This window comes from Microvirga lupini, from assembly GCF_014191055.1.
In the GTDB taxonomy this organism is placed as follows: domain Bacteria; phylum Pseudomonadota; class Alphaproteobacteria; order Rhizobiales; family Beijerinckiaceae; genus Microvirga; species Microvirga lupini_A.
The window spans coordinates 1,039,339-1,063,859 of the sequence record NZ_JACHWB010000001.1; the positions used below are offsets into that span (position 1 = coordinate 1,039,339).

The 24,521-nt window shown below is 64.0% G+C and carries 17 protein-coding genes and 1 other RNA gene; 12 read left to right on the forward strand and 6 right to left on the reverse strand.

Annotated elements, in window-relative coordinates; genetic code table 11:
• Positions 1-2 precede the first annotated feature (2 nt).
• From FHR70_RS05225 to metH, 10 genes are all read left to right on the forward strand, one after another.
• The gene (locus tag FHR70_RS05225) at positions 3-860 is read left to right on the forward strand and encodes an ABC transporter permease (RefSeq protein ID WP_183447764.1); all 858 of its coding nucleotides are present in this window, start codon (positions 3-5) and stop codon (positions 858-860) included.
• Positions 857-2,605 (forward strand): M14 family metallopeptidase, encoded by a 1,749-nt coding sequence (locus FHR70_RS05230; protein ID WP_183447766.1) that lies wholly within the window; start codon positions 857-859, stop codon positions 2,603-2,605. The genes FHR70_RS05225 and FHR70_RS05230 overlap by 4 nt, the downstream gene beginning before the upstream one ends.
• Positions 2,606-2,830: 225 nt before the next feature.
• Positions 2,831-5,155 carry a glycoside hydrolase family 113 gene (locus tag FHR70_RS05235; RefSeq protein ID WP_183447768.1) on the forward strand — a complete coding sequence of 775 codons (2,325 nt, stop codon included), beginning with the start codon at positions 2,831-2,833 and terminating at the stop codon, positions 5,153-5,155.
• A gap of 148 nt (positions 5,156-5,303) precedes the next feature.
• Positions 5,304-6,647, forward strand: a complete 1,344-nt coding sequence (locus FHR70_RS05240; protein ID WP_183447769.1) for an erythromycin esterase family protein — start codon at positions 5,304-5,306, stop codon at positions 6,645-6,647.
• A 658-nt stretch (positions 6,648-7,305) separates the two neighbouring features.
• A complete protein-coding gene (gene ettA / locus FHR70_RS05245; RefSeq protein WP_183447771.1) occupies positions 7,306-8,958 on the forward strand; it encodes an energy-dependent translational throttle protein EttA in 1,653 nt (550 codons plus the stop codon).
• Positions 8,959-9,101: 143 nt separating this feature from the next.
• Entirely contained in the window at positions 9,102-10,580 is a 1,479-nt protein-coding gene (locus FHR70_RS05250) for an AMP nucleosidase (RefSeq protein ID WP_425487839.1), read from the forward strand.
• Positions 10,581-10,591: 11 nt separating this feature from the next.
• Positions 10,592-11,473, forward strand: a complete 882-nt coding sequence (locus FHR70_RS05255) for a DMT family transporter (RefSeq protein ID WP_183447773.1) — start codon at positions 10,592-10,594, stop codon at positions 11,471-11,473.
• Positions 11,474-11,541: 68 nt separating this feature from the next.
• Positions 11,542-12,555, forward strand: coding sequence for a metalloregulator ArsR/SmtB family transcription factor (locus FHR70_RS05260; protein WP_183447775.1), 1,014 nt, complete (start codon positions 11,542-11,544; stop codon positions 12,553-12,555).
• The gene (metF, locus tag FHR70_RS05265; protein ID WP_183447777.1) at positions 12,555-13,460 is read left to right on the forward strand and encodes a methylenetetrahydrofolate reductase [NAD(P)H]; all 906 of its coding nucleotides are present in this window, start codon (positions 12,555-12,557) and stop codon (positions 13,458-13,460) included. The genes FHR70_RS05260 and metF overlap by 1 nt, the downstream gene beginning before the upstream one ends.
• A gap of 61 nt (positions 13,461-13,521) precedes the next feature.
• Positions 13,522-17,277 (forward strand): methionine synthase, encoded by a 3,756-nt coding sequence (gene metH, locus FHR70_RS05270; protein WP_183447779.1) that lies wholly within the window; start codon positions 13,522-13,524, stop codon positions 17,275-17,277.
• 65 nt (positions 17,278-17,342) lie between these two features.
• Here the strand turns inward: metH and FHR70_RS05275 are convergent, their stop codons facing one another.
• The 6 genes from FHR70_RS05275 to FHR70_RS05300 form a co-directional block, all read right to left on the reverse strand.
• The gene (locus FHR70_RS05275) at positions 17,343-18,575 is read right to left on the reverse strand and encodes an ABC transporter permease (RefSeq protein WP_183447781.1); all 1,233 of its coding nucleotides are present in this window, start codon (positions 18,573-18,575) and stop codon (positions 17,343-17,345) included.
• On the reverse strand, positions 18,572-19,294 hold the full coding sequence (locus tag FHR70_RS05280; RefSeq protein ID WP_183447782.1) for an ATP-binding cassette domain-containing protein: 723 nt from the start codon (positions 19,292-19,294) through the stop codon (positions 18,572-18,574). The genes FHR70_RS05275 and FHR70_RS05280 overlap by 4 nt, the downstream gene beginning before the upstream one ends.
• An 11-nt stretch (positions 19,295-19,305) precedes the next feature.
• Positions 19,306-20,823, reverse strand: a complete 1,518-nt coding sequence (locus FHR70_RS24485; protein ID WP_183447784.1) for an efflux RND transporter periplasmic adaptor subunit — start codon at positions 20,821-20,823, stop codon at positions 19,306-19,308.
• An 81-nt stretch (positions 20,824-20,904) separates the two neighbouring features.
• On the reverse strand, positions 20,905-21,672 hold the full coding sequence (locus tag FHR70_RS05290) for an N-acetylmuramoyl-L-alanine amidase (RefSeq protein ID WP_183447786.1): 768 nt from the start codon (positions 21,670-21,672) through the stop codon (positions 20,905-20,907).
• Between the two features lie 4 nt (positions 21,673-21,676).
• Positions 21,677-22,402, reverse strand: coding sequence for a TerB family tellurite resistance protein (locus FHR70_RS05295; protein ID WP_183447788.1), 726 nt, complete (start codon positions 22,400-22,402; stop codon positions 21,677-21,679).
• 85 nt (positions 22,403-22,487) lie between these two features.
• Positions 22,488-22,766, reverse strand: coding sequence for a hypothetical protein (locus FHR70_RS05300; protein ID WP_183447790.1), 279 nt, complete (start codon positions 22,764-22,766; stop codon positions 22,488-22,490).
• Positions 22,767-23,054: 288 nt separating this feature from the next.
• On the opposite strand from FHR70_RS05300, the gene FHR70_RS05305 reads away from it, so the two are divergent.
• The gene (locus tag FHR70_RS05305) at positions 23,055-23,849 is read left to right on the forward strand and encodes a lytic transglycosylase domain-containing protein (protein WP_183447792.1); all 795 of its coding nucleotides are present in this window, start codon (positions 23,055-23,057) and stop codon (positions 23,847-23,849) included.
• Positions 23,850-23,896: 47 nt separating this feature from the next.
• Positions 23,897-24,291: RNase P RNA component class A (rnpB, locus tag FHR70_RS05310), an RNA gene on the forward strand.
• The last annotated feature ends 230 nt before the right edge of the window (positions 24,292-24,521 follow it).

Sequence of the window (24,521 nt, forward strand, 5' to 3'; positions counted from 1 at the left end):
CCATGGCAACGGCTCAGGCCGTCTCCTCGTCGCGCTCGTGGTTCAAGTCCCTCGAGCTTGTCCTCGGCCTCATCTTCGCAGGTGGCATCGCGCTGGTCGTGCTGCTCTCTCCCGTGCTGTTTCCGGACGGCGGCGAGGGCATGGACCTCATGGCGAGGCTCATCCCGCCGTTTCAGAGCTGGCAACACATCCTCGGCACCGATCCCCTGGGCCGCGACGTGCTGGCCCGCGTCGCCGTGGGCGGCAAGATCTCCCTCATGGTCGGCTTTCTGTCGGTGCTCGGCGCCGTCATCATCGGCACGCTCGTCGGTCTGGTGGCGGGCTATTATCGCGGCATCGCCGAGATGTTCCTGATGCGCTTTGTCGACATCCAGCTCGCGCTGCCCTTCATCCTCGTGGCGATCATGTTCCTGGCTATCCTGGGCGCGGGCATCGACAAGGTGATCCTCGTTATGATCGCCACCCAATGGGTGCAATATGCCCGCCTCGTGCGCGGCTCCGTGCTGGCCCTGCGGGAGCGGGAGTTCATCCTCTCCGCCCGCGCCATCGGGGTCGGCAACGGACGCATCATCTTCACGCACGTGCTGCCCAACGTGCTCGGCCCCATCGTCATCCTGATGACCCTGCAGGTGGCCAACAACATCCTGCTTGAGAGCAGCCTGACCTTCCTCGGCCTCGGCGTCGATCCGCTCATTCCGAGCTGGGGCGGGATGCTGGCCGACGGGCGCACCTATCTGCAGACGGCCTGGTGGGTCAGCGTGTTTCCCGGACTTGCCATCATGTTCACCGTGCTCGGCCTCAACCTTCTGGGCGACTGGCTGCGCGATTTTCTCGACCCGACAGGACAGACCTCGAAATGACGATTTTGCTCGAAGAGCGGGTTCCGCGCACCCTCGACACCCTCGTGCGCGAATGGGCCGTGAGCGACCATCGCGGCATGATCCTCGAAGCCTGGTTGTTCGAGGACGAGGCGGCGCGCCGCCGGGCCGAACAGGTTTTTGCCGCATCCGGCATCCACGCCCGCCTGCGCAGCGCTTACAAGCCGCTCGTGCATGCCTTTCTCGAAGAGTTCAATATGGCGGGCGTGACCCGGGCAACCGTGCGCTATCCCGTGCATGAAAAGGCCGACCGCCTGCGCTTCCTCTCAGAGGCCTATCCCCTGGCGGCCCTGCTCGACGGCATCGAGACGCATTTCGAGCCCGGCGAGGCCGACCTGACTTATCAGATCACGCTCGACTACGCGGATGGAAGCGTCGCGGAGCATGAGGTCTTCGCGCCCAACCGCCTGCGCACCAACCATCTCGATCAGGTGGACCTTACCCCGGCCGGCTGGCTGAAGGTGACGGGACGGAGCGATGGCGGCGCCGACCTGGATGAGCCGCTCGAGACCGAGATCGAGCAGGTGTTCCAAAAGGTGATGGCGGCCGTCATGGCTCATGAATGGCCGGCAACCGAGCCTTATGTAGAGACGCTCGCTATCGATGTCGCCATTCCCGGTATCGAGCGCGAACTCGCTTATGGCGATGAGGTGATGAGCACCCGTGAGGCGCTGCACGAGGATTTCTATTTCTCGATCCTGGAGTTCTTCAAGCACCGCTCGGGCCGCGCGCCTGAGGACCGCGGCCTGCAGCCTGGGCAGATCGTGCCGGACATCCGGGCAGGCGAAGGCGATGCGGAAATCCGCGTGGCGCTGCGCTCCTTCGGCGCGCCGTCCGATCCGGCCCGGCCAGAGCAGGATATCGAGGCGGCGGACGCCGCACCGTCGCTCGCCCAGATCCATCGTGAGCTCGCGGAGCTACCGGGTGAAACCTTCGAGGGTGGCTCCCGTGAGGGGCGTCCCGTCCGCGGCATTTATCGTGCCGGGTCGCGCCCGGCCGTGCTCGTGACGAGCGGGCAGCACGCCAACGAGACCTCGGCTCCGGTCGGCACCTTGAGGGCCGTGCGCCGGCTCCTGGCCGCGCCTGAGGCGAATATCGCCTATATCCCGGTCGAGAACCCGGATGGCTATGCGCTGCATGGCCGCCTCTGCGAGGGCAGCCCGCGCCACATGCACCATGCTGCGCGCTACACCTCCCTGGGCAACGACCTGGAATACGGCCGCACCGAACCCGTCTACGAGATCGGTGCCCGCAACCAAGCCTTGTCCCTGTCGGGCGCGCAGCTGCACCTCAACCTGCACGGCTACCCGGCCCATGAATGGACCCGGCCCTTCACCGGCTACCTCCCGCGCGGATTCGAGCTCTGGACGATCCCGAAGGGCTTCTTCCTGATCATGAGGCACCACCCGGCCTGGGGCGAGACGGCCAGGACCCTGATCGAGGCCGTCACCAAGGGCTTGTCGGCCGTGCCTGGGCTGGCCGAGTTCAACCGTCGCCAGATCGAGATCTGCTCGATTCATTCCGGTGGAACGCCCTACGAGATCATCAACGACGTCCCCTGCCTGATCACGGCCGACGAGCGGCATCCGACCCCGATGACGCTGATCACGGAATTCCCGGACGAGACGATCTATGGCGACGCCTATCGCTTCGCCCATACGGTACAGATGGCCACCGTCATCGCCGCGGAAGAGGCCTTTGCCACGATCATGGCGAAGGTGGCCTGAGCCGGCACAGGACCAAGTCGGAGAGTGATCATTCCCTAAAGTAATTGGCTTTACCCTGGTAGCAGAGATAGGGTGCTCGGTCTTAGGAATCCTTTCCAGATCAAGGCTTTCTTAACCTGATTGCTGATTTCGCGCTTGCGAGAGGTCCTTATAAACGTTATAAAATATCTATATTTTCCGACGCTTTCCTGGCGCGGATTGACGTTTTGTAGGGGCCATTCCAGCATGCCTAAGTTATTCGATTTCCAGGCCGAAAGCCTTCCGTCCTGGTGGGATGGCAACTACCGGATGCCCTGGACGGACACGAATCTCGACCTGATCGCGGGCGATGGCGCCTCGCAGGTCGTGATCGTCCCGACCGTCTACATGGACAGCCTCACCTCGACCCGGGTCTATCGCGACAACAGCGACCCCGGCGGTCACAACGTCGACGGCGCGCCGCGCACGGAGAGCGACGGTTCGATCAAGGAGGCGATCGCCAAGGCTCAGGCCCGCGGGCTGGAAATCATCTTCAAGCTGCATGTGAACATGCAGAACGATGATTGGAACGCCCTCATCGGACCTCCGGAAGGATCGACTCCCGCACAGGCCAAGGCGTGGGCAGACGCCTGGTTCGCATCCTACAAGGAAGCGGTGGTGCATTATGCCAAGCTCGCGCAGGAGCAGGGCGTGACCGCCTTCGCCATCGGCAACGAATGCGAGAGCATGACGGTTGCCAAATATCGCGACTATTGGGTCGACATCATCGACGCCGTGCGCGATGTCTATGATGGGCAACTGACCTATGCCGCGACCTGGACCGAGGCGCTCACGGTCAGCTTCTGGGACAAGCTCGATTACATCGGCGCCAATCCTTACATTAGCTTCACGCAGGACAGCATCAATCCGAGCCTGCAGGAATTGATCGATGGATGGACCAAGCCGTCCGACATCTGGGGCGTGAGAACGCCCATCATGGAGAGGTTCGGCGAGAACATCTCCGCCATGGACGCGCTGAAGCGGATTGCCGAACAATACGGTAAGAAGCTGATCTTCACGGAGACCGGCTTCCGCAGCCTCGATGGCAGCAACGCCACGCCGTGGATGTGGGGCAATGGTGACATCGACGAGCGCGAGCAGTACATGATGCACCAGGCCTTCTACAAGATCATCACCGACCGCGCCGGTGAGGGTTGGATGGGCGGCTACTGGCTGTGGAACTACGATGCCAGCGAGGCGGTCTCCGATCCGAGCCCCGATGACGGCTTCTCCACCCATGGCAAGCGCACCGACGCGCTGGTCGAGCAATATTTCAAGAACCCGGTTTCCGTCATTGGCCGCTCCCTGATCGGCACGGCCGCGGATGACACCCTTCGTGGAGGCTTCAACCACGATACGCTGACCGGCGGTCTCGGGAACGACGTGCTGCTCGGCGGCGCCGGCGGCGACGTCTTCATGTATTATGCCGGAGACGGCGCCGATACGATCACCGACTTCAAGGCGTCCGAAGGCGACAAGATCGCCCTGATGAACACGGCGGCAACCGGCTACGGCGATCTGGACATTGCTGCCATTTCCGGCGGCTATCTCGTACGCTTCGTCGGCGGCGGCAGCCTCACCATCCGCACTGCCGAGACCGTGTCCGCCGAGTGGTTCGCCTTCAACAGCACCGGTCAGCCTGGTCCTTCGACCAAGCCGTCAGCCGGCAACGATGAAATCACCGGAACGTCCAAGGCCAACGTCATCGACGCGCTTGCGGGCCACGACCTCATCCAAGGTCTCGCCGGCAACGACAAGCTGACCGGCGGCAGCGGCGACGACACGATCGATGGCGGCGTCGGCAACGACGCGCTCTATGGCGGACTAGGCGACGATTTCATCGAGGGCGACAACGGCGTTGACCGAATCTATGGCGGCGATGGCTTCGATATTCTGCGCGGCGGTGCAGGCAATGACCAGATCCGCGGCGAGAACGACGAAGACATGCTCTATGGCGACGGCGGAAACGATCTTGTCCGCGGTGGAAACGGTCATGACCTCGTTGCCGGCGGCGACGGCGACGACAAGCTTTATGGCGATGCCGGCAACGACCAGCTGAAGGGTGGCGAAGGCAACGACCTCATCCAAGGCGGCGATGGAAAAGACAAGATCGAAGGCGAGAACGGCAACGACAAGCTCTACGGCGGCGCCGGCGACGACGTGCTGCTGGGCTGGTTCGGCGCGGACCAGCTCTGGGGCGGCGCCGGCGATGACGTGCTCGATCCGGGCGCCGGCAACGACACGCTCTGGGGCGGCACGGGTGCTGACCGCTATGTGTTCAACTCGGATATGGGTCAGGACACAGTCAAGGATTTCAAGGCCAAGCAGGGCGAAATGCTCCTGATCCGCCACGACATCAACCATTCCGGCATCGTCGATTTCGACACGCTCAAGCCGCACATGAAGCAGGTCGGAAAGAACGTGGTCATGGACCTCGGAACGGGCGAGTGGCTGAAGGGAGATGACCAGCTGACCCTGGTCAACGTCAAGCTGAAGGATCTGAAGGCCGAGCACTTCTACTTCTATTGGTAAGCTGTTCCTTCGAGGAAAAATCAACACAGCCGGGGCCGCGCCCCGGCTGTTTCGTTTTGAGCCCTGCCTGAACGGGAACAACGCGAGTCCTGCTGCCGTTTTCGGCCTGAACCGGGCATTGCCGCTCGGGTGGCGCGAGGCTTGCATCATGGCCCGGTTGTCCTGGAAGCAGAACGAGAACGAAGCGTCCATCAGCGAAGCCGTCAGGCTCGTGCGCGAGCACGGCGAGCCTTTGCCGCCGATTGCCGACGAGCAGGGGTTCGGGGGCATGTTCGACCGCTTTGCCGATGCCAAGGTGGTGCTGCTCGGCGAGGCCACGCACGGCACCTCGGAGTTTTATCGGGCGCGGGCTGCGATCACGAAACGCCTGATCGAACAGCATGGCTTCAGCATCGTGGCTGTCGAAGCCGACTGGCCCGATGCGGCGCGCATCGACGCCTATGTGCGCCATCGCGCTGTTCCCGATGGCGACGATGCGGCCTTCGAGCGCTTTCCCACCTGGATGTGGCGCAACGAGGAGGTGGCCGATTTCGTCAACTGGCTGCGCGAGCACAACAAGGACTTGGCCGAGGACGAGCGGGCCGAGTTCCGCGGGCTCGATGTCTACAGCCTGAACGCGTCGATCCGCTCCGTGCTCGATTATCTCGACAGGGTCGATCCGGATGCCGCCAAGGATGCGAGAGGGCGCTACGGCTGCCTCAGCCCCTGGCAGTCGGATCCGGCCCGCTACGGACGCGCCGTTTTGACAGGGCAGAAGAAGCCCTGCGACGAGGCTCTGCTGCGCCAGCTTCAGGACATTCTCGACCGACGGATGGAGTATCTCCAGGCCGACGGTGGCGAGGAATTTTTCGACGCGGTGCAGAACGCCAAGATCGTTCACGCGGCCGAGCATTATTACCGGATCATGTACGAAGGCGCGACGGAGTCCTGGAACCTGCGCGACCGCCACATGTTCGAGACCCTCCAGAGCCTGCTCGCCCGGCGTGACAACGCCAAGGCCGTGGTCTGGGCGCACAATTCCCACATCGGCAATGCCGCCGCCACGGCCATGGGCTGGCAGGGCGAGTTCAACATCGGTGAGCTCTGCCGCAAGACCTATCGGGGAGATGCGGTGCTCATCGGTTTTGGAACCGATCGCGGCACCGTGGCGGCAGCGGACGACTGGGACGAGCCCATGCAGGTCAAGAGCGTCCGCCCGGCGCGCCCCGACAGCCACGAGCGCATCTTCCGGGACACGGGCTTAAGCTGCTTTCTCACCGACTGGCGCGAGAACGGTCAGGCCGACCTGACCGGGGCTCTCTCCCGTCCTCGCCTGGAACGGGCCATCGGCGTGGTCTACCGGCCGGACACGGAACTCTACAGCCACTATTTCGAAGCGGTCCTGGCCGAGCAGTTCGATGCCTTCATCTGGTTCGACGAGACCAGGGCCGTGACGCCGCTGACCCATGCTCATGGCAAGGGCATGCCGGAGACTTATCCGTTCGGGCTTTGATGCGAATAACACTCTCCCTCCGTTTTCGCTCCGGCCAAGAAGGACACCCGTCTCGTCATCCCCGGACTTGGTCCGGGATTCCCGGCTCTGCTGTCCATCTTTCCAGCCTCATCCTGAGGAGCAGCAAAGCTGCGTCTCGAAGGATCGTCCAGCGCCCCCTGGAGCCTCCTTCGAGACGGTCGCTTAAGCGACCTCCTCAGGATGAGGGCTGCGGGTGTGAGGCTACGCCTTGTTCTCATTTTGTTCTTGACAACTCTCCTAACCTTGGATATAACATCACCCATCCTCGCCCGACGAGGGGCGCGCTCGCGAGGCGTCGCAAGAGTGGGGCGGGGAGCGGTCCTGCCGCAGGCCTCGCACGCCTGTGATCGCAGGTGGCCGATCTGGCATGTCTCCAGGTCCGCTGAAACAAACCGCGCGTGACGAGCAGTCTGGCTCTCACCTTCACCAAATAGCATCGAGCCGGGCTGCACGACACGCCACCCTCGATCGACCTGACGGCTTGAGGCCACCCGGCCTCAGGCCCGAAGGTGCTGGCTCTTCGGAACTCTACCGGCGACGAACCTGTGGCGACACTCCCCCGCCTTGCCCCGGTCGTCCGCCCCTGCTAACTGACGGCCAACTCCATTCACATCTCGATCAAGCAGGGCTTTTTCCCGTGTCCCGTCAATTCATCTACCACATGCGTGGCCTCACCAAGACCTATTCGGGCGGCAAGAAGGTCCTGGATAACATCCATCTCTCCTTCTACCCGGATGCCAAAATCGGCGTGCTTGGCGTCAACGGCGCCGGTAAGTCGACTTTGCTGCGCATCATGGCCGGCACCGATACGGACTGGACCGGCGAGGGCTGGGTGGCCGAGGGCGCCCGCGTCGGCTACCTGCCGCAGGAGCCGCAGCTCGATCCGTCGAAGACCGTTCGCGAGAACGTCATGGAGGGCGTGGCCGCCAAGAAGGCGATCCTCGACCGCTACAACGAGCTCGCCATGAACTATTCCGAAGAGACGATGGACGAGATGACCCGTCTCCAGGACGAAATCGAGGCCAAGGGCCTGTGGGATCTCGATTCCCAGGTCGACCAGGCCATGGACGCCCTGCGCTGCCCGCCGGACGACTGGTCCGTGGACAAGCTCTCGGGCGGCGAGCGCCGCCGCGTGGCGCTCTGCAAGCTGCTCCTGGAGCAGCCGGAGCTGCTGCTGCTCGACGAGCCCACCAACCACCTGGACGCCGAGACCACCGCCTGGCTCGAAGGCCACCTGCGCAATTATCCGGGCGCCATCCTGATCGTCACCCACGACCGCTACTTCCTCGACAACGTGACCGGCTGGATTCTTGAGCTCGACCGCGGCCGGGGCATCCCCTACGAGGGCAACTACTCCTCCTGGCTCGAGCAGAAGCAGAAGCGCCTCGAGCAGGAAGGCCGTGAGGACGCGGCCCACCAGCGCACCATCGAGCGCGAGCGCGAGTGGGTGTCGGCCTCGCCGAAGGCCCGTCAGGCCAAGTCGAAGGCCCGCATCCAGCGCTACGAGGAACTCGTGGCCAAGGCCAACGAGAAGGGCCCGACGACCGCTCAGATCATCATCCCGATCGCCGAGCGTCTGGGCAACAACGTCATCGAGTTCGATAACCTCAAGAAGGCCTTCGGCGACAAGCTCCTCATCGATGGCCTGTCGTTCAAGCTGCCGCCAGGCGGCATCGTCGGCATCATCGGTCCGAACGGCGCCGGCAAGACGACCCTGTTCCGCATGATCACCGGCCAGGAGCAGCCGGACGAGGGCTCGATCAAGATCGGCGAGAGTGTCAAGCTCGGATACGTCGACCAGAGCCGCGACTCGCTCGATCCCAACAAGACCCTCTACGAGGAGATCTCGGGCGGCAACGAAGTGCTCTATCTCGGCAAGCGCGAGATCAACGCCCGTGCCTATTGCGGCGCGTTCAACTTCAAGGGCTCCGACCAGCAGAAGAAGGTGGGCGTGCTCTCTGGCGGCGAGCGCAACCGCGTGCATCTGGCCAAGATCCTGAAGTCGGGCTCGAACGTGCTCCTCCTCGACGAGCCGACCAACGACCTCGACGTGGATACCCTGCGGGCGCTCGAAGAGGCGCTGGAGGATTACGCGGGCTGCGCCGTGATCATCTCGCACGATCGCTGGTTCCTCGACCGCATTGCCACGCACATCCTGGCCTTCGAAGGCGACAGCCACGTGGAGTGGTTCGAGGGCAACTTCGCCGATTACGAGGAGGACAAGAAGCGCCGCCTCGGCACGGATTCCACGATCCCGCACCGGATCAAGTACAAGAAGTTCTCGCGGTAATTCGATCAGCGATCTTCATTGAAAAAGGCGGTGAGCGTAGAGCGTTCACCGCCTTTTTCTTGGGCCCGTTTCTTCCGGGTTGGGTTCTTCAACGAAACAGTGTATGACCCTGGAGGCACGAGACATAAGAAAGAAGACGTTCCGTGCCAGTCGACAACATGTCCAGCTTCGAATCCGTTGCTACGCCTGAGGAAGCCGTTGGGCGCCTCATCGAGCTCCATGACCGCGCCATCGAGGCGCAGCGCCATGCGCTGGAGCATTTCTTCGCCACCGGCATCGCCCCGACACCCCTTGAGCGCTCCCGCTTCCGCTATCCGGAACTGCGTCTCGACTACCGCTCGACCGCTGTACCGCCCGTCAAGCAGCGGGCCTATGCCAAGTTCCAGGGGCCGGGCGTCTACGCCACGACCATCACGCAGCCGACCTTCTACCGCAACTACCTGCTGGAGCAGCTGAACTACCTCGTGCGCGATTACGGCGCCACCATCGAGGTCGGGGTCAGCGACCAGGAGATCCCTTACCCTTACGTCTTCGAGCGCGGCGACGAGCTGGGCCGGGGGGCGCATTCGGCTTCCGAACTCGCCCAGCACTTCCCGACGCCGCTGCTGGCCAAGGTGGGCGACGAGATCGCCGACGGCACGTGGATGTTCCACGAGAACGAGGCGCGGCCTCTAGCGCTGTTCGATGCGGCCCGGGTGGACTACTCGCTCCGCCGTCTCGTGCACTACACCGGTAGCGACTGGCGCTGCGTCCAGCCCTGGATCCTGCTGACCAACTATCACCGCTATGTGGACCAGTTCATCCGCTGGGCCGTGAAGGAACTGGCCGACGAGAACGGGCCCTATACGCGGCTCGAGCTCCCGGGCGGGATCACCGTCGAGCGCGGGTTGGACGAAGCGGCCACCGAGGAGCTGATCGCCTCCTCGCCCTGGCACCGGTTCCAGATGCCGGCCTATCACCTCATGCGCAAGGACGGGCAGGGCGTGACGCTCGTCAATATCGGCGTCGGACCGTCGAACGCGAAGAACATCACCGATCACTTGGCGGTGCTGCGGCCGCATTGCTGGCTCATGGTCGGCCATTGCGGCGGCCTGCGCCAGTCGCAGTCCATCGGCGACTACGTGCTGGCTCATGGCTATCTCCGGCGCGACCACATCCTCGACAGCGCCGTGCCGCCGGAAATCCCGATCCCGGCGCTCGCCGAAATCCAGGTCGCCCTTCAGGACGCTGCGGTGCAGGTCACCGGCGAGCGCGGCGAGGAGCTGAAGCGGCGCCTGCGCACCGGCACTGTGGTCACCTACGACGACCGGAACTGGGAGCTGCGCTGGAGCCAAGAGCGGCGCCAGATCAACCTCTCCCGCGCGATCGCGGTGGACATGGAAAGCGGCACCATCGCGGCCCAGGGCTATCGCCTGCGCGTCCCCTACGGAACGCTGCTCTGCGTGTCGGACAAGCCCCTCCATGGGGAGATCAAGCTGCCCGGCGCGGCGAATGCCTTCTATGAGCGGGCCGTGAGCGAACATCTCATGATCGGCTTGGCGGCCCTCGACATCCTCAGGGGACAGCGCACCTCTCTCCACTCGCGCAAGCTCCGCAGCTTCGACGAACCACCGTTCCGATAAGCTCTCGCTGAATGTCCCGCGAGAGTCTCGGTCTGCTCCTGGGCTTCGTCGGCGTGTGTATTTTCGCCGGCACGTTGCCGTTTACGCATATTGCCGTCGAGCATCTGAGCCCGCTCTTCGTGACGGCCGGCCGGGCGGCGGTCGCGGGGCTCTTGGCGCTGTCAACGCTTCTGCTGCTTCGGAAGCGCTGGCCATCGCTGCGGCAGGCGGGGGCTCTTGCACTCGTGGCCCTGTGCCTTGTGGCGGGGTTTCCCGGCTTCACGGCGCTTGCCATGCAGAGTGTCCCGGCTTCCCATGGCGGCGTGGTGCTCGGCATCCTGCCGCTCGCCACCTCGGCCGTCAGCACCCTGATCGCAGGCGAGCGCCCGAGCCCGGCCTTCTGGCTGGCCGCATTGGCCGGAGCGGCTCTCGTTGTCGGCTTTACCCTGCATGAGGGTGGCGGCTCGCTGGGGCAGGGGGACGTGTTTCTCCTGGGGGCCGCACTGTCGTCGGCCCTGGGCTACGTGCTGTCTGGCAAGCTCGCCCGTGCGGGTCTTGCCGGCTGGGAAGTCATCTCCTGGGTGCTGGTCGTCGCCCTGCCGGTCACGATTCCAGTGGCAGTCTGGAGCATGCCGGCTGAGCTGGGTGCAATCCCCAGCTGGAGCTGGATCAGCTTCGCGTATGTAGCCCTGATGAGCCAGTATCTGGGCTTCTTCGCCTGGAATGCGGGACTTGCCATCGGGGGCATCGCCCACGTCGCCCAAGTCCAGCTCCTGCAGACTTTCATCACCCTGCTGATTGCGTCCATCCTTAACGGGGAGGATATCGCACTGTCCGCCTGGTTCGTCGCCGGTGCGGTCTTTACCCTCGTTGTTCTGTCCGGACGCACAACAGTACGCAGAGAAAAGGCTTAGCGCGTCCGCTTGCTCTCGTTCCGAAAAAGATATAAACATATCTTTATATGTAAGAGCGAGTTTTGGTCGTGCCCGACACCCTGTCTCCATCGCTGGACCTGACCCTGGATGTCCTGCGCGCCGCTGCGGAGGAGACGCGCCTGCGGATCCTGGCCCTTTTGACGGAGGGCGAGCTTTCCGTCTCCGATCTCACGGACATCCTGGGCCAGTCCCAACCGCGCATCTCCCGCCACCTGAAGCTTCTGGTCGAGGCCGGTCTGGTGGAGCGGCACCGGGAGGGGGCCTGGGCCTTCTTCCGGCTCACCGATCGGGGCGTGGCCCTGCGCATCATCCGCCCAACCCTGGAAAGCCTCGACCGCTCCGACCCAAGATTGCTGGAGGATCGAACCCGGCTTCAGGCCGTGCGCGCCCAGCGTTCCCAGGCGGCGCAGGCCTTCTTCTCGCGCTTGGCGCCCGATTGGGATCGGATCCGCTCGCTCCACGCGCCTGAGGCGGTGGTCGAGGCCGCCGTGCTCGACGCTTTGGGTACACGGTCGATCCGCAACCTTGTCGATCTCGGCACCGGCACCGGCCGTATGCTGCAGCTGCTGGCGCCGCGCGCCCGACGGACGGTTGGCCTGGATGCCAGCCATGCCATGCTCTCGGTAGCTCGCGCCAATCTGGAAAAGGCAGGCTTGAGGGGAATCGAGCTGCGGCAGGGGGACATCTATGCCCCTCCGTTCCCGCGCGACACGTTCGATCTTGTGGTCATCCATCAGGTTCTGCACTACCTCGACGATCCGGCTCGTGCGATCCGCGAGGCGGCGCGCCTCGTGGCTCCGGGCGGGCGCATTCTCGTGGTGGATTTCGCGCCTCATAGCCTCGAATTCCTGCGCGAGGCGCAGGCTCATCGTCGCCTCGGCTTTGCCCCGGCTCAGGTCGCTGGCTGGCTCGATGAGGCCGGGCTCGACTGCACCTTTACCCGAGAAATCGCTCCGCCTCTGAAGGGTGACGAGCATCTGACCGTGTCCCTTTGGCTTGGCCAGGATCGCCGCACCGTGACGGATTGGCCCTTGAACGAACCCGATAGAGAGGTCGCCTGATGTCACCGCTCAGCCTCCGCCCCAGCCGTCAGGCCTCCCGTCCGATCAAGGTCTCCTTCGAATTCTTCCCGCCGAAGACCCTGGAGATGGAAGCGACCCTGTGGTCATCCATCCAGCGTCTTGCTCCGCTCAACCCGCAGTTCGTCTCGGTGACTTACGGTGCAGGCGGTTCGACCCGCGAGCGGACGCACGCCACAGTGTCCCGCCTCGTGCAGGAAACGCAGTTGAAGCCCGCCGCGCATCTCACCTGCGTGGCGGCCACGAAGGAGGAGGTCGATGAGGTCGTGCGCTCCTATTGGGATGCGGGCGTGCGCCACATCGTGGCTCTGCGTGGCGATCCGGTGGGCGGTATCGGCACGCAATACGAGGCTCACCCGGGTGGCTACCAGCAGACCTGCGATCTCGTCGCCGGCATCAAGGCCATCGGTGATTTCGAAGTGTCGGTTTCCGCTTATCCGGAAAAGCATCCTGAAGCCTCATCGCTGGATGCGGATATCGACGCGCTGCAGGCCAAGGTCGATTGCGGAGCGGACCGGGCGATCACGCAGTTCTTCTTCGACAACGATCACTATTTCCGCTTTCTCGATCGCGTGCGCGACCGCGGCATCAGCATCCCGATCGTACCTGGAATCGTGCCGGTGCAGAATTTCAAGCAGACGGCGAACTTTGCGTCAAAAACCGGCGCGAGCGTTCCCGCCTGGCTGGCAGCCCGCTTCGATGGCCTCGACAACGATGTGGAGACCCGCAAGCTCGTGGCCGCGGCGGTAGCCGCCGAGCAGGTGATCGACCTCGTCGACCGCGGCGTCAACGAGTTCCACTTCTACACCATGAACCGCGCCGATCTGGTCTACGCCATTTGCCATCTGCTTGGCCTGCGCGACCAGAGCGTGAAGGTTGCCGCCTGATATTGCCGAAATCAACGTCGACGGCCTACGAACCGGCTGCGATGCAACGAGAACAGATCGAATGACTGCATTCACTCCTCGCCTGGCCAATGGCCCCGACGTCCTCAAGGCGCTTCGGGATGCCGCCTCGCAGCGGATTCTGGTGCTCGACGGTGCCATGGGCACGGAACTGCAGCGTTCGCGCTTCTCGGAAGAGGATTTTCGCGGCGAGCGCTTCAAGGATTGGAGGCAGGACGTCAAGGGCAATAACGATCTGCTCATCCTCACGCAGCCCGATGCGGTACGCAAGGTTCACCTCGATTATTTCCGTGCGGGCGCTGACATTGTCGAGACCAACACTTTCTCCGGCACCTCCATCGCACAGGCCGATTACGGCATGGAGGAAATCGTCTACGAACTGAACTTCGATGGCGCGCGCCTCGCCCGTGAGGCCGCGTTGTTGGCGGAGAAGGAGGATGGCCGTCGCCGTTTCGTGGCTGGTGCGATCGGTCCGACGAACCGCACGCTTTCCATTTCGCCCGACGTGAACAATCCGGGCTACCGCGCCGTGACGTTCGATCAGGTGCGCGAGGCGTATGCCGAGCAGGTGAGGGGGCTCGTCGACGGTGGCTCCGAGATCATCCTGATCGAGACCATTTTCGACACGCTCAACGCCAAGGCCGCCATCGTCGCCACGCAACAGGTCTTTGCCGAGAAGGGCATCCGGCTACCCGTGATGATCTCGGGCACGATCACGGATCTCTCCGGCCGTACGCTTTCGGGCCAGACGCCTGAAGCTTTCTGGTATTCCGTGCGCCATGCGGAGCCGTTCTCCATCGGCCTCAACTGCGCTCTCGGGGCGCGGGAAATGCGCGCCCACATCCAGGAGATCGGCCGCGTGGCCGACACCCTCGTGTGCGCCTATCCGAATGCCGGCCTGCCAAACGAGTTCGGCCTCTATGACGAGCGTCCCGAAGCGACAGCGTCGATGTTGGCGGAGTTCGCCGATGCCGGCCTCGTCAATGTGGTCGGCGGCTGCTGCGGCACCACGCCGGACCATATCCGCGCCATTGCGGAGGCCGTTGCCGGCAAGGCGCCGCGCAAGGTACCGACGATGCAGCCGCTCATGCGCCTGTCCGGCCTCGAGCCCTTCACGCTCACCTCAGACATTCCCTTCGTGAATGTGGGCGAGCGCACGAATGTCACCGGCTCTGCCAAGTTCCGCAAGCTCATCACCAACAACGACTACGCTTCCGCGCTCGATGTGGCGCGCGATCAGGTGGCGAACGGCGCGCAGATCATCGACGTTAACATGGACGAGGGTCTGCTCGACTCCGAGAAGGCCATGGTGGAGTTCCTCAACCTCGTGGCGGCCGAGCCCGACATCGCCCGCGTGCCGGTGATGGTGGATTCCTCTAAGTTCCACGTCATCGAGGCCGGCCTTAAATGCCTGCAGGGCAAGGCCATCGTGAACTCGATCTCCATGAAGGAGGGCGTGGAAGCCTTCATCGAGCACGCGAAGGTCTGTCGCTCCTACGGCGCGGCGGTTGTGGTGATGGCCTTCGACGAGCAAGGTCAGGCGGATACGCTCGAGCGCAAGGTCGAAATCTGTACCCGTGCCTACAGGATCCTGACCGAGCAGGTCGGTTTCCCGCCGGAAGATATCATCTTCGATCCGAACGTGTTCGCGGTGGCAACCGGCATCGAGGAGCATAACGGATACGGCGTCGCTTTCCTCGAAGCGACACGCATCATCCGCGAGACGCTGCCGCATGCCCATATCTCCGGCGGCGTGTCGAACCTCTCGTTCTCCTTCCGCGGCAACGAGCCCGTGCGCGAGGCCATGCACTCGGTGTTCCTGTTCCACGCCATCAAGCTCGGCATGGACATGGGCATCGTCAATGCCGGTCAGCTCGCGGTCTATGATGAGATCGACCCGGAGCTGCGCGAATTGTGCGAGGACGTGGTGCTCAACCGTCGCCCCGACGCCACGGAGCGCCTTCTCGAAGCGGCTCCCCGCTTCAAGGGCGATGGAACAGGGGCCGTGAAGGCAGCTGATCTGGAGTGGCGGTCCTGGCCTGTCGGGAAACGCATCGAGCATGCCCTGGTCAACGGCATCACCGAGTTCATCGAGCAGGACACGGAAGAGGCACGACAGGAGGCGGACCGTCCGCTGCATGTGATCGAAGGCCCGCTCATGGCCGGCATGAACGTGGTGGGCGATCTCTTCGGCGCCGGAAAGATGTTCCTGCCGCAAGTGGTGAAATCCGCTCGCGTGATGAAGCAGGCGGTCGCCTATCTCATGCCTTTCATGGAGGCTGAGAAGGAGGCCTCGGGCGTCACCGAACGCTCCGCCGCCGGCAAGGTGCTGATGGCCACCGTGAAGGGTGACGTGCACGATATCGGCAAGAACATCGTCGGTGTCGTGCTCGCCTGCAACAACTACGAGGTCATCGACCTCGGCGTCATGGTGCCGGCGCAGAAGATCCTAGAGACCGCGCGCAAGGAGAAGGTCGATGTGATCGGCCTCTCGGGCCTTATCACGCCGTCCCTTGACGAGATGGTGAATGTGGCAAGCGAGATGGAGCGCGAGGGTTTCGAGATCCCGCTCCTCATCGGCGGCGCCACCACGAGCCGCGTGCATACGGCGGTGAAGATCCATCCGAACTACAACAAGGGACAGGCCGTCTATGTGACGGATGCAAGCCGCGCCGTCGGTGTCGTGTCGTCGCTGCTCTCGTCCGACATGAAGGACGGCTATGTGGAGACGCTCCGGGCCGAGTACCGGAAGGTGGCGGATGCCCATGCGCGCTCCGAAGCCGACAAACAGCGTCTCCCCATCGAGAGGGCGCGCACCAACAGCCTGAAGATCGACTGGTCGTCCTATCAGCCGCCGAAGCCCACCTTCACCGGTGCGCGCGTGTTCCGCAGCTACGATGTAGGCGAGCTTGTGCCCTATATCGATTGGACCCCGTTCTTCCAGACGTGGGAGCTGAAAGGCCGCTTTCCGGCAATCCTTGAAGACGAGAAGCAGGGCGAGGCCGCGCGCCAGCTCTGGGACGACGCCCAAGGAATGCTCAAGCAGCTCGTCGAGGAACGCTGGTTTAATCCGAAGGCGATCATCGGCTTCTGGCCGGCCAATACAGTGGGCGACGACATCCGCCTCTTCACGGGCGAGAGCCGATCGGAACAGCTGGCCACTTTCCACGGCTTGCGCCAGCAGCTCTCCAAGCGCGACGGTAAGCCGAATGTCTGCCTGTCCGATTTTGTCGCGCCCGCCGAGAGCGGCAAGCCCGACTGGATCGGCGCCTTCGTGGTGACGTCCGGCATCGAGGAGGTGCGCATTGCTGAGCGTTTCGAGCGCGCCAACGACGATTACCGCTCGATCATGGTGAAGGCGCTGGCCGACCGCATTGCGGAGGCTTTCGCCGAACGCATGCACGAGCGCGTGCGCAAGGAGTTCTGGGGCTATGCACCGGACGAGAGCCTCGGCAACGAGAGTCTGATCGGTGAGGAATACCAGGGCATCCGCCCGGCCCCCGGCTATCCTGCTCAGCCCGATCATACGGAGAAGGCAACGCTGTTCAGCCTGCTCGAAGCCGAGCGCCGCATCGGCGTCAAGCTCACGGAATCCTACGCCATGTGGCCAGGCTCCTCCGTGTCGGGCCTCTACCTGTCGCATCCGGAGGCGTATTACTTCGGCGTCGCCAAGGTCGAGCGCGATCAAGTGGAGGATTACGCCGAGCGCAAGGGCATGAGCGTGGCCGAGGTCGAGCGCTGGCTCAGCCCGATCCTGAATTACGATCCTGCGAGCTACCGGGTGATGGCGGCGGAGTAGACGTTCAATTGCGCTGTCATCCCGGACGGCGCAGCCGATCTGGGGTCGCTCGACGAGAGTGGCAACTACTCCCGCCGCAACGCCTCGATCGGATCGAGCTTCGCGGCACGCTGCGCGGGATAGAACCCGAAGAAGATGCCCACCAGCGCCGAGAAGCCCACAGCCATGAGGATGGCTTTCGTCGACACGAGCGAGGGCCAGCCGGCGAGCTGCGCCACGAGATAGGCGGCGCCGGCGCCCAGGCCAATGCCGAGTGCGCCGCCGATGGTGGATAGCGTCGTCGCCTCGATGAGGAACTGGCTGAGGATGTCGCGCGGACGCGCGCCGACAGCCAAGCGCAACCCGATCTCGCGGGTACGCTCCGTGACCGAAACCAGCATGATGTTCATGATGCCGATGCCGCCGACGAGCAGCGACACGGCGGCGACGGCGGCAAGTAGCATGGAGAGGGTGTTGGCGGAAGCCGTTGCCGTGTTGGCGATCTCGGTCAGGTTGCGGATCGAGAAATCGTCCTCCTGCTCTCCGATGATCCGATGACGCTGCCGCAGCAGCTCCGTCATGCTCTCGATGCCGGGCTCGATGTCGCCCTCGTTGGCGAACTTCACGAAGATCGACCCGACGGAGCGGTCCTTGGCGTAGTTGCGACCGATCACCCGGCGGCGGCCCGTGTCGAGCGGTACGAAGACCACGTCGTCCTGGTCCTGCCCGAAAGCCGACTGGCCCTTCGGCGCCATCACGCCGATGACGCGGAATGGCACGTTGCGCACGCGCACGATCTGGTCGATGGGATCGTCCTCGCCGAAGAGGTTGCGCGCCACCGTCTGTCCGAGAAGAATGACAATGTCGCCGCGGCGCACCTCTTCCGGGTCGAAAGTGCGCCCGGTGGCGACATCCCATTCGCGGGCGGCGAACCAGTCGAGGTCGATGCCGTAGATCCGCGTGCCCCAGTTGCTGCCCCCGGCCACCACCTGCGCGCCGCCCTGCACGAAGGGGGCTGCCGCCACTACGCCATCGATCTCTCGCCGGATCGCCCGTGCGTCCTCGTCGGTCAGCGATGAGGCCGCGCCTGCGCCGAGCCGTGCGCCGCCCTGCGTCACGTTGCCGGGCGTGACAATGGCGAGGTTGGCGCCGAGCGAGCGGATCTGCTGGTCGACGAGGTTGCGCGCGCCGGAGCCGATCGCCACCATGGCGATGACGGCTGCGACGCCGATCACAATGCCGAGCATCGTGAGCAGGCTGCGCAGGGCATTGGCCATGATGGCCGAGAGGGCTGAGCGGATCGCTTCGATCAATCTCATTCGGCTGCCTCCGATGCGAGATCGCGGGCATCGACGGGTGTCTGGTGATGATCCTCGGTCACATGACCGTCGCGGAAGCGAACGAGGCGGTGGGCATGTCGCCCCACCTCCGCATCGTGCGTCACGAGCACGATGGTGACGCCTTCGCGGTTGAGCTCCTGGAACAGTGCCATGATCTCGTTGGCCGTGCGGCTGTCGAGGGCGCCCGTCGGCTCGTCGGCGAGCAGGAGACTCGGGCTGTTGACGAGGGCACGAGCAATCGCCACGCGCTGCTGCTGGCCGCCGGAGAGCTGCATAGGCCGGTGATGGGCGCGGTCCGCAAGACCGACACGGCCGAGGGCCTGCAAGGCGCACTCGCGGCGGGTCCTGCGATCGAAGCCAGCATAAATCATCGGCAATTCCACATTGCCCAGGGCGTCGACACGCGGCAGCAGGTTGAACTGCTGAAACACGAAGCCGATCTCGCGGTTGCGCAGGCGCGCCAAGCCGTCCGCATCGAGGCTCTCGACGGCGGTGCCGGCGAGCCGGTAATGACCGCCCGTCGGCCGGTCGAGGCAGCCGACGAGGTTCATGAAGGTGGACTTGCCTGAACCGGACGGGCCCATGACGGCCACGAAATCACCCTGGTCGATATCGAGCGACACGCCGTCGAGCGCCACGACGCGTCCGGCATCGAGGTCATAGACCCGGCTGAGATCGCGCGTTTCGATGAGAGCCACAGGCCGTGTTCCTAGAACATCCGCGGCGGGCGCGGGCGGCGGTTGCCGGCGCCCCCGTTCGTATCGTCTGCCGCGTCGGCGCGCAGCGCGCCGATGATGACGGCAGCGCCTTTCTCCAGGTCGCCGCGAAGGATTTCCGTATAGGCTCCGTCCGTCACGCCAAGCCGCACATGGATGGGCTGCGGATTGCCGTCAGGTCCGACGCGGTAAATGCGCGCCCTGGTGCCCTCGTCCTGCATGGACCCGGTCTGCTCGCCACGGGGCCGCCGCCGCAGATCTTGGCCGTTAGCCGCCACGCCCCTTGCTTCGCCATTTCCGGCCTGCTCATCCGGCACACGCGGCCGCCGTCTAGGCGTCTCGCCATCCGGCGTGCCGTCTCCTGTCTCGCTCGTTGCTATCGTGATTGCAGGCCGGAAGCGCAAAGCCGCATTCGGAATGCGCAGCACATCCTCGCGCTCGTCGGTGATGATCTGGAGGTTGGCGGTCATGCCGGGCAGCAGAGCCTGGTCCTGGTTGCGCACGCTGATGACCGCCGTGTAGGTGACCACGTTCTGAACCGTCTGCGCGGCGAGGCGCACCATGCGCACCCTGCCATTGAAGGTGCGGTTCGGATAGGCGTTGACTGTGAAGGAGACCTTCTGCCCGTCCTTGAGACGACCCACATCGGCCTCGTCGATATTGGCATAGATGTCGATCTCTCTGAGATCCTGCGCGATGGTGAACAGGGTCGGCGCCGAGAGCGAGGCGGCCACCGTCTGCCCAAGCTCGATGTCGCGTTTGACCACAACGCCGTCGACCGGCGATTTGATCTCCGTGCGGGCGAGATCGATCTCGATGTCCTTCAGCTTTGCCTGCCGCTGCAGGATGATTGCCTCGGAGGATTTCACATTCGCTTCCGACAATGCGAGATCGGCCTTCAGCCCAAGCGTCTCTGCCTGGTTGGACGCGATCTGCGCGTCGGCGGAAGCAAGGTTTGCCGTCTGAATGTCCACCTGCGTACGGGCCTGCTCCAGGGCCGTCTGGGTTCCCACCGCGCGGGTGTTGAGTTCCGTCTGCCGCTCGAGGCTGCGTCGGGCTTCCTCCAACTGGGCCTGAATGCGGTCCTTCTGAGCTCGAAGGTCGGCGGCCTGCGCTTCGGCGCGCTGAAGCGCGGAACGGGCCTTGTCGATCTGGGCCCGTCTAGTGTCGAGATCGGCCTTGGCCTGGGCGAGGTCCGCCAGCGCTGCATCCCGGCGCGACTTGATCTGCTCCGCATAGAGACGGGCCACCACCTGGCCTTCCTTTACGGGCGTGTTGTAGTCGGCGAGGATTTCAACCACTTGGCCGGATAATTGGGAGCCCACGAGAACCGTGGTGACGGGGTTGAGCGTCCCGGTCGCACGCACGCTTGCGATGACCTGGCCGCGATCAACCGCACCGAGCCGATACGCTTGATCCGAGGCATTGCCGCCCGTCGGCTTCCACAGGAGGAAGCCGGCGCTCCCAGCCACCAGAAGAATGATGATCAGCCACAACCAGACGCGACGCACCCAACAACCCTCAGCAAGACATGATCATTCATGCGGGGCGATTGTGGCCGATTTCCTATAGTGTTGCGAGTTAACTCTTTGTCATGCTGCCGCCTGCGGCCGGGCTGCGATCAGGTTGCGCAGGGTCGTGATCGTGGAGGCATCCGCCACGCCATCCACGCGCTCGGGCCGGAAATGGCGCTGGAAGGCGGCGACCACCTTTTCCGTGTCCTCGTCGAAGACGCCGTTGATCTTCAGACCGTAGCCGTACATCACCAGCATGGCCTGCAGGGCCTCGATGGGCATGCCCTGATCGCCGCGGGAGAAGAAGCGGCCATCGCTCGTGGCGGCCGGGGCGACCCAGTGGCCGACGCCTGCCTCATGCAGCTTTTTCCAGGGAAAGAGCTCGCCCGGGTCGACCTTCCTTCCCGGCGCCACGTCCGAATGGCCGAGCACGCGCGTGGCCGGGATGCGCCAGCGGGTGACGATGTCCTTGGCCAAGGCCGCTACGCTCTCGATCTGCTCCTCGGGGAAGGGCGGCAGGCCGCCCGGATGGCCGGGATTGGCAATCTCGATGCCGATGGAGCAGGAATTGATGTCGTGCTCCCCGTCCCAGGAAGAGAGGCCTGCATGCCAGGCCCGGCGCGATTCCGGCACCAGCTGCAGCACGCGCCCGTCGCCGAACACGAAGTAATGGGCCGAGACCTGCGAGACCGGATTGCACAGCCACTGCAGGGCTTCGCCTTCATGGGGCATGCCCGTGTAGTGAAGGATTAGCATGCTGGGGCGCTGGCCATCTTTACGCTCCCCGTGGTTGGGGGATGGAAACACCTTGCTGGCGAGGGGGCTTTCCGGGGTCAGCGCGCTCACGCGATCACCTGAGGTTCCGCTCGGCGGCGATGCGTTCCCATGCAGCATTAATGGTGGCAAGGCGCTCGGTGGCGATCTTCACGGCCTCCGGTGGCAGGCCGCGGGCGATCTCCCGGTCGGGGTGGTTTTCGGCCACGAGCTTGCGGTAATGCCGCTTCAGCTCCTCGTCTCTCATGCTCCGGTCGGCCCCGAGGATGAAATAGGGGTCGTCCTTGCGCTGCACGTGGCGGGCGGCGATGCGCTCAAAATCCACGTCTGAGAAGGCGAAGATCGTTGCCACATCCTTGAGGTAGGCATACTCGGCCTCGTGCACGGCCTCATCTGCCTTGGCGATGTGGAACAGGCCGTCGATCACGTCCTCAAGAAGCGTAGGCTCTTCGCTGAACTCTTCATGGATTTGGCGGGCATAAGCCTCGAACCCATCCGAGGTCTGCATGGCAAGGTTGAACAGGCGCTCCACCTTGTCATGCTCGCTGTCCGGCACTTCGACGATCTGCTCGAAAGCCCGGACCTCCACGTCGACCACGACGCCGTCGGCCTTCGCCATCTTGGCGGCGAGCGCCACGAGGCCCATTGTGAAAATGACGTCGCGCGGCGGCTTTCCGAACAAAGCGCCTTCGCGATCGACGAGAACGTGGCCGGCGACGCCGCCCAGGAGAGCACCAATCGGCCCGCCCAACGCAAGGCCTATGCCGGCTCCACCGAGCTTACCCCAAATCGACTGAATCATCTTGAGATCAGTCGTACGCTCAAGTGCAGGCAAAAGAAAAGGGGCCGAGAATGCCTCGGCCCCCGAAATTCGCTTTCAGGTGTGATTAGCGGCAGTACACGTTGCCGTAGACGTCCTGGTAGGTGCCGTACGGGCAGGCCGGGCCGCGCGGAGCCGTCGAGGCGCCGACGATCGCACCACCGGCACCGCCGATGGCTGCACCGGCGAGAGCGCCACCAGCCGTGCCGGTTGCAGCGCCGCCGATGGCCGCACCAGCGAGGCCGCCGATGGCGGCGCCGCCGACTGCACGCTCACCAGGAGTATTGCAGGCTGCCATCGAGAGGGTGAGGGCACCGGCGGCAATGGCTGTCATGATCTTCTTCATGGAGGCTTCCCTGTTGTTGAGCGGGCCGTCGGCCCGGCGGTAGTTAGCTTGACCTTACGCTGTCGCCAACTCCTGTGCGGGGAAAGAGTTCCTCCAACGCAGGAGAGAGGGCGGGATTCGGAGCCATGTGAAGGCTGGAATTGTGTTGTAGGGCCCAAGCGCCACGAAGACAATACGGTCAAGCTTGAACGAATTCTGAACAAAATTGGGGCGGACGGCGCCACATCTTTGCCCCATTTCGCCGCCACCCAGCGCATCCTCGTGGTTAATGCCAGCTGGAGTTACGGTTTGACTTGGCAACACTTCCTCAGAACGCTGGCAATTGCAGGTTTGGGCGCAGCGGCCCTCGTGGTGGCATCGCAGGCCCGGGCCGGCGGAGGCGAGAATTCCCCCATCTCTCCGGATCAGGCCGAGCAGTTCCTAGGCGCGGCGGCCGCCGAAGCCGCAGCCTTCGCTGAGGAAGAGGCTGCGGCAGCTTCTGCCACGGAGACGTCAGAGCCGGACCCCAAGGCTACCGGTAAGAAGAAGCTGAAAGAGGCTGTTGCTTCCAAGCCCGCCAAGACCCAGGTGGCCAAGGCGGAAGTGGCACAACCGGAGAAGGTTGCAAAAGCAGTGCCCACGCCGGAAGAGGCGGATCAGGAGACCGCCTCCCTTCCCATGGCGCTGATGGGTGCCGCGTCCAAGACCCGGATGTCAGATGCAACCCGTGCCGTCGCGCTCAAGCCTCTTATCGCCCGCTATGCGTCCGAAAATGGTTTGCCATATGAACTGGCCGACGCTGTGGTCCGGCTCGAGAGCCGATACAACGCCGGTGCCCGCAATGGCCCGAACATGGGTCTCACCCAGATCAATGTCCGTACGGCCCAGTCTCTGGGCTACAAAGGCGATGCCGCCGGCCTTCTCGATGCGGAAACGAACCTCCGCTATGGCCTCAAGTACCTGGCCACCGCCTACAAGCTTGCGGGCGGCGATACCTGCGGCACGATCCTGCGCTACCAGTTCGGTCACCGCACACAGACCATGACCGCAGCGTCCCGGGCCTATTGCGCCAAGGTGAAGGTGATCACGGCAGCGGCCGATTGAGCCGTTGCCCTTGACGGCAGGACCCTTTTGGCACCACATCCCGCCCGTCAGCTGGCCGGGCGGCCGCTTCGAGCTCAGCTCGGGGAGGAAAGTCCGGGCTCCATGGAAGCAAGGTGCCGGATAACGTCCGGCGGGGGAAACCCTAGGGAAAGTGCCACAGAAAGCAGACCGCCCCGCAAGGTCTCCGGATCCCGGGGTCAGGGTGAAAGGGTGCGGTAAGAGCGCACCGCGGACGCAGCAATGCGGACGGCATGGTAAACCCCACCAGGAGCAAAACCGAATAGGGACGACAGGCGCTCGCGCCAGGCCCGCTTCCAGGCTGGTCGTCCGGGTTGGTTGCTAGAGGCGGTCAGCAATGATCGTCCCAGAGGAATGGTCGCCACGTCCAAAGTCTCTAAGACTTTGGGCCCTACAGAACCCGGCTTACAGGCCGGCTGACCCCATCTTTCCACAGGCTCGAAATTTGCAGAAAGCGGAGCAAACCGTTGCTCCGCTTACGATTCATTAACCGTAAATGCGTCTCATGGGGAACGCATGCCATGAGGCCTGTGCTCGCCCTCCGTTCCGTTGACGCCCACTATATCCCATGTTATCCCAAATCATCCCGTCGACGGTGTCTTTCGAGCAGGGCGTCAAGCACCCAAGAATTGCTGGCATCCTGCTTCCGAAAGA

What these genes read in the sequence shown, in the direction of transcription:
- FHR70_RS05225 (WP_183447764.1), top strand. Translation starts at nt 3, where the DNA reads ATGGCAACGGCTCAGGCCGTCTCCTCGTCGCGCTCGTGGTTCAAGTCC.
- FHR70_RS05230 (WP_183447766.1), top strand. Translation starts at nt 857, where the DNA reads ATGACGATTTTGCTCGAAGAGCGGGTTCCGCGCACCCTCGACACCCTC.
- FHR70_RS05235 (WP_183447768.1), top strand. Translation starts at nt 2,831, where the DNA reads ATGCCTAAGTTATTCGATTTCCAGGCCGAAAGCCTTCCGTCCTGGTGG.
- FHR70_RS05240 (WP_183447769.1), top strand. Translation starts at nt 5,304, where the DNA reads ATGGCCCGGTTGTCCTGGAAGCAGAACGAGAACGAAGCGTCCATCAGC.
- FHR70_RS05255 (WP_183447773.1), top strand. Translation starts at nt 10,592, where the DNA reads ATGTCCCGCGAGAGTCTCGGTCTGCTCCTGGGCTTCGTCGGCGTGTGT.
- metF (WP_183447777.1), top strand. Translation starts at nt 12,555, where the DNA reads ATGTCACCGCTCAGCCTCCGCCCCAGCCGTCAGGCCTCCCGTCCGATC.
- metH (WP_183447779.1), top strand. Translation starts at nt 13,522, where the DNA reads ATGACTGCATTCACTCCTCGCCTGGCCAATGGCCCCGACGTCCTCAAG.
- FHR70_RS05275 (WP_183447781.1), bottom strand. Translation starts at nt 18,575, where the DNA reads ATGAGATTGATCGAAGCGATCCGCTCAGCCCTCTCGGCCATCATGGCC.
- FHR70_RS05295 (WP_183447788.1), bottom strand. Translation starts at nt 22,402, where the DNA reads ATGATTCAGTCGATTTGGGGTAAGCTCGGTGGAGCCGGCATAGGCCTT.
- FHR70_RS05300 (WP_183447790.1), bottom strand. Translation starts at nt 22,766, where the DNA reads ATGAAGAAGATCATGACAGCCATTGCCGCCGGTGCCCTCACCCTCTCG.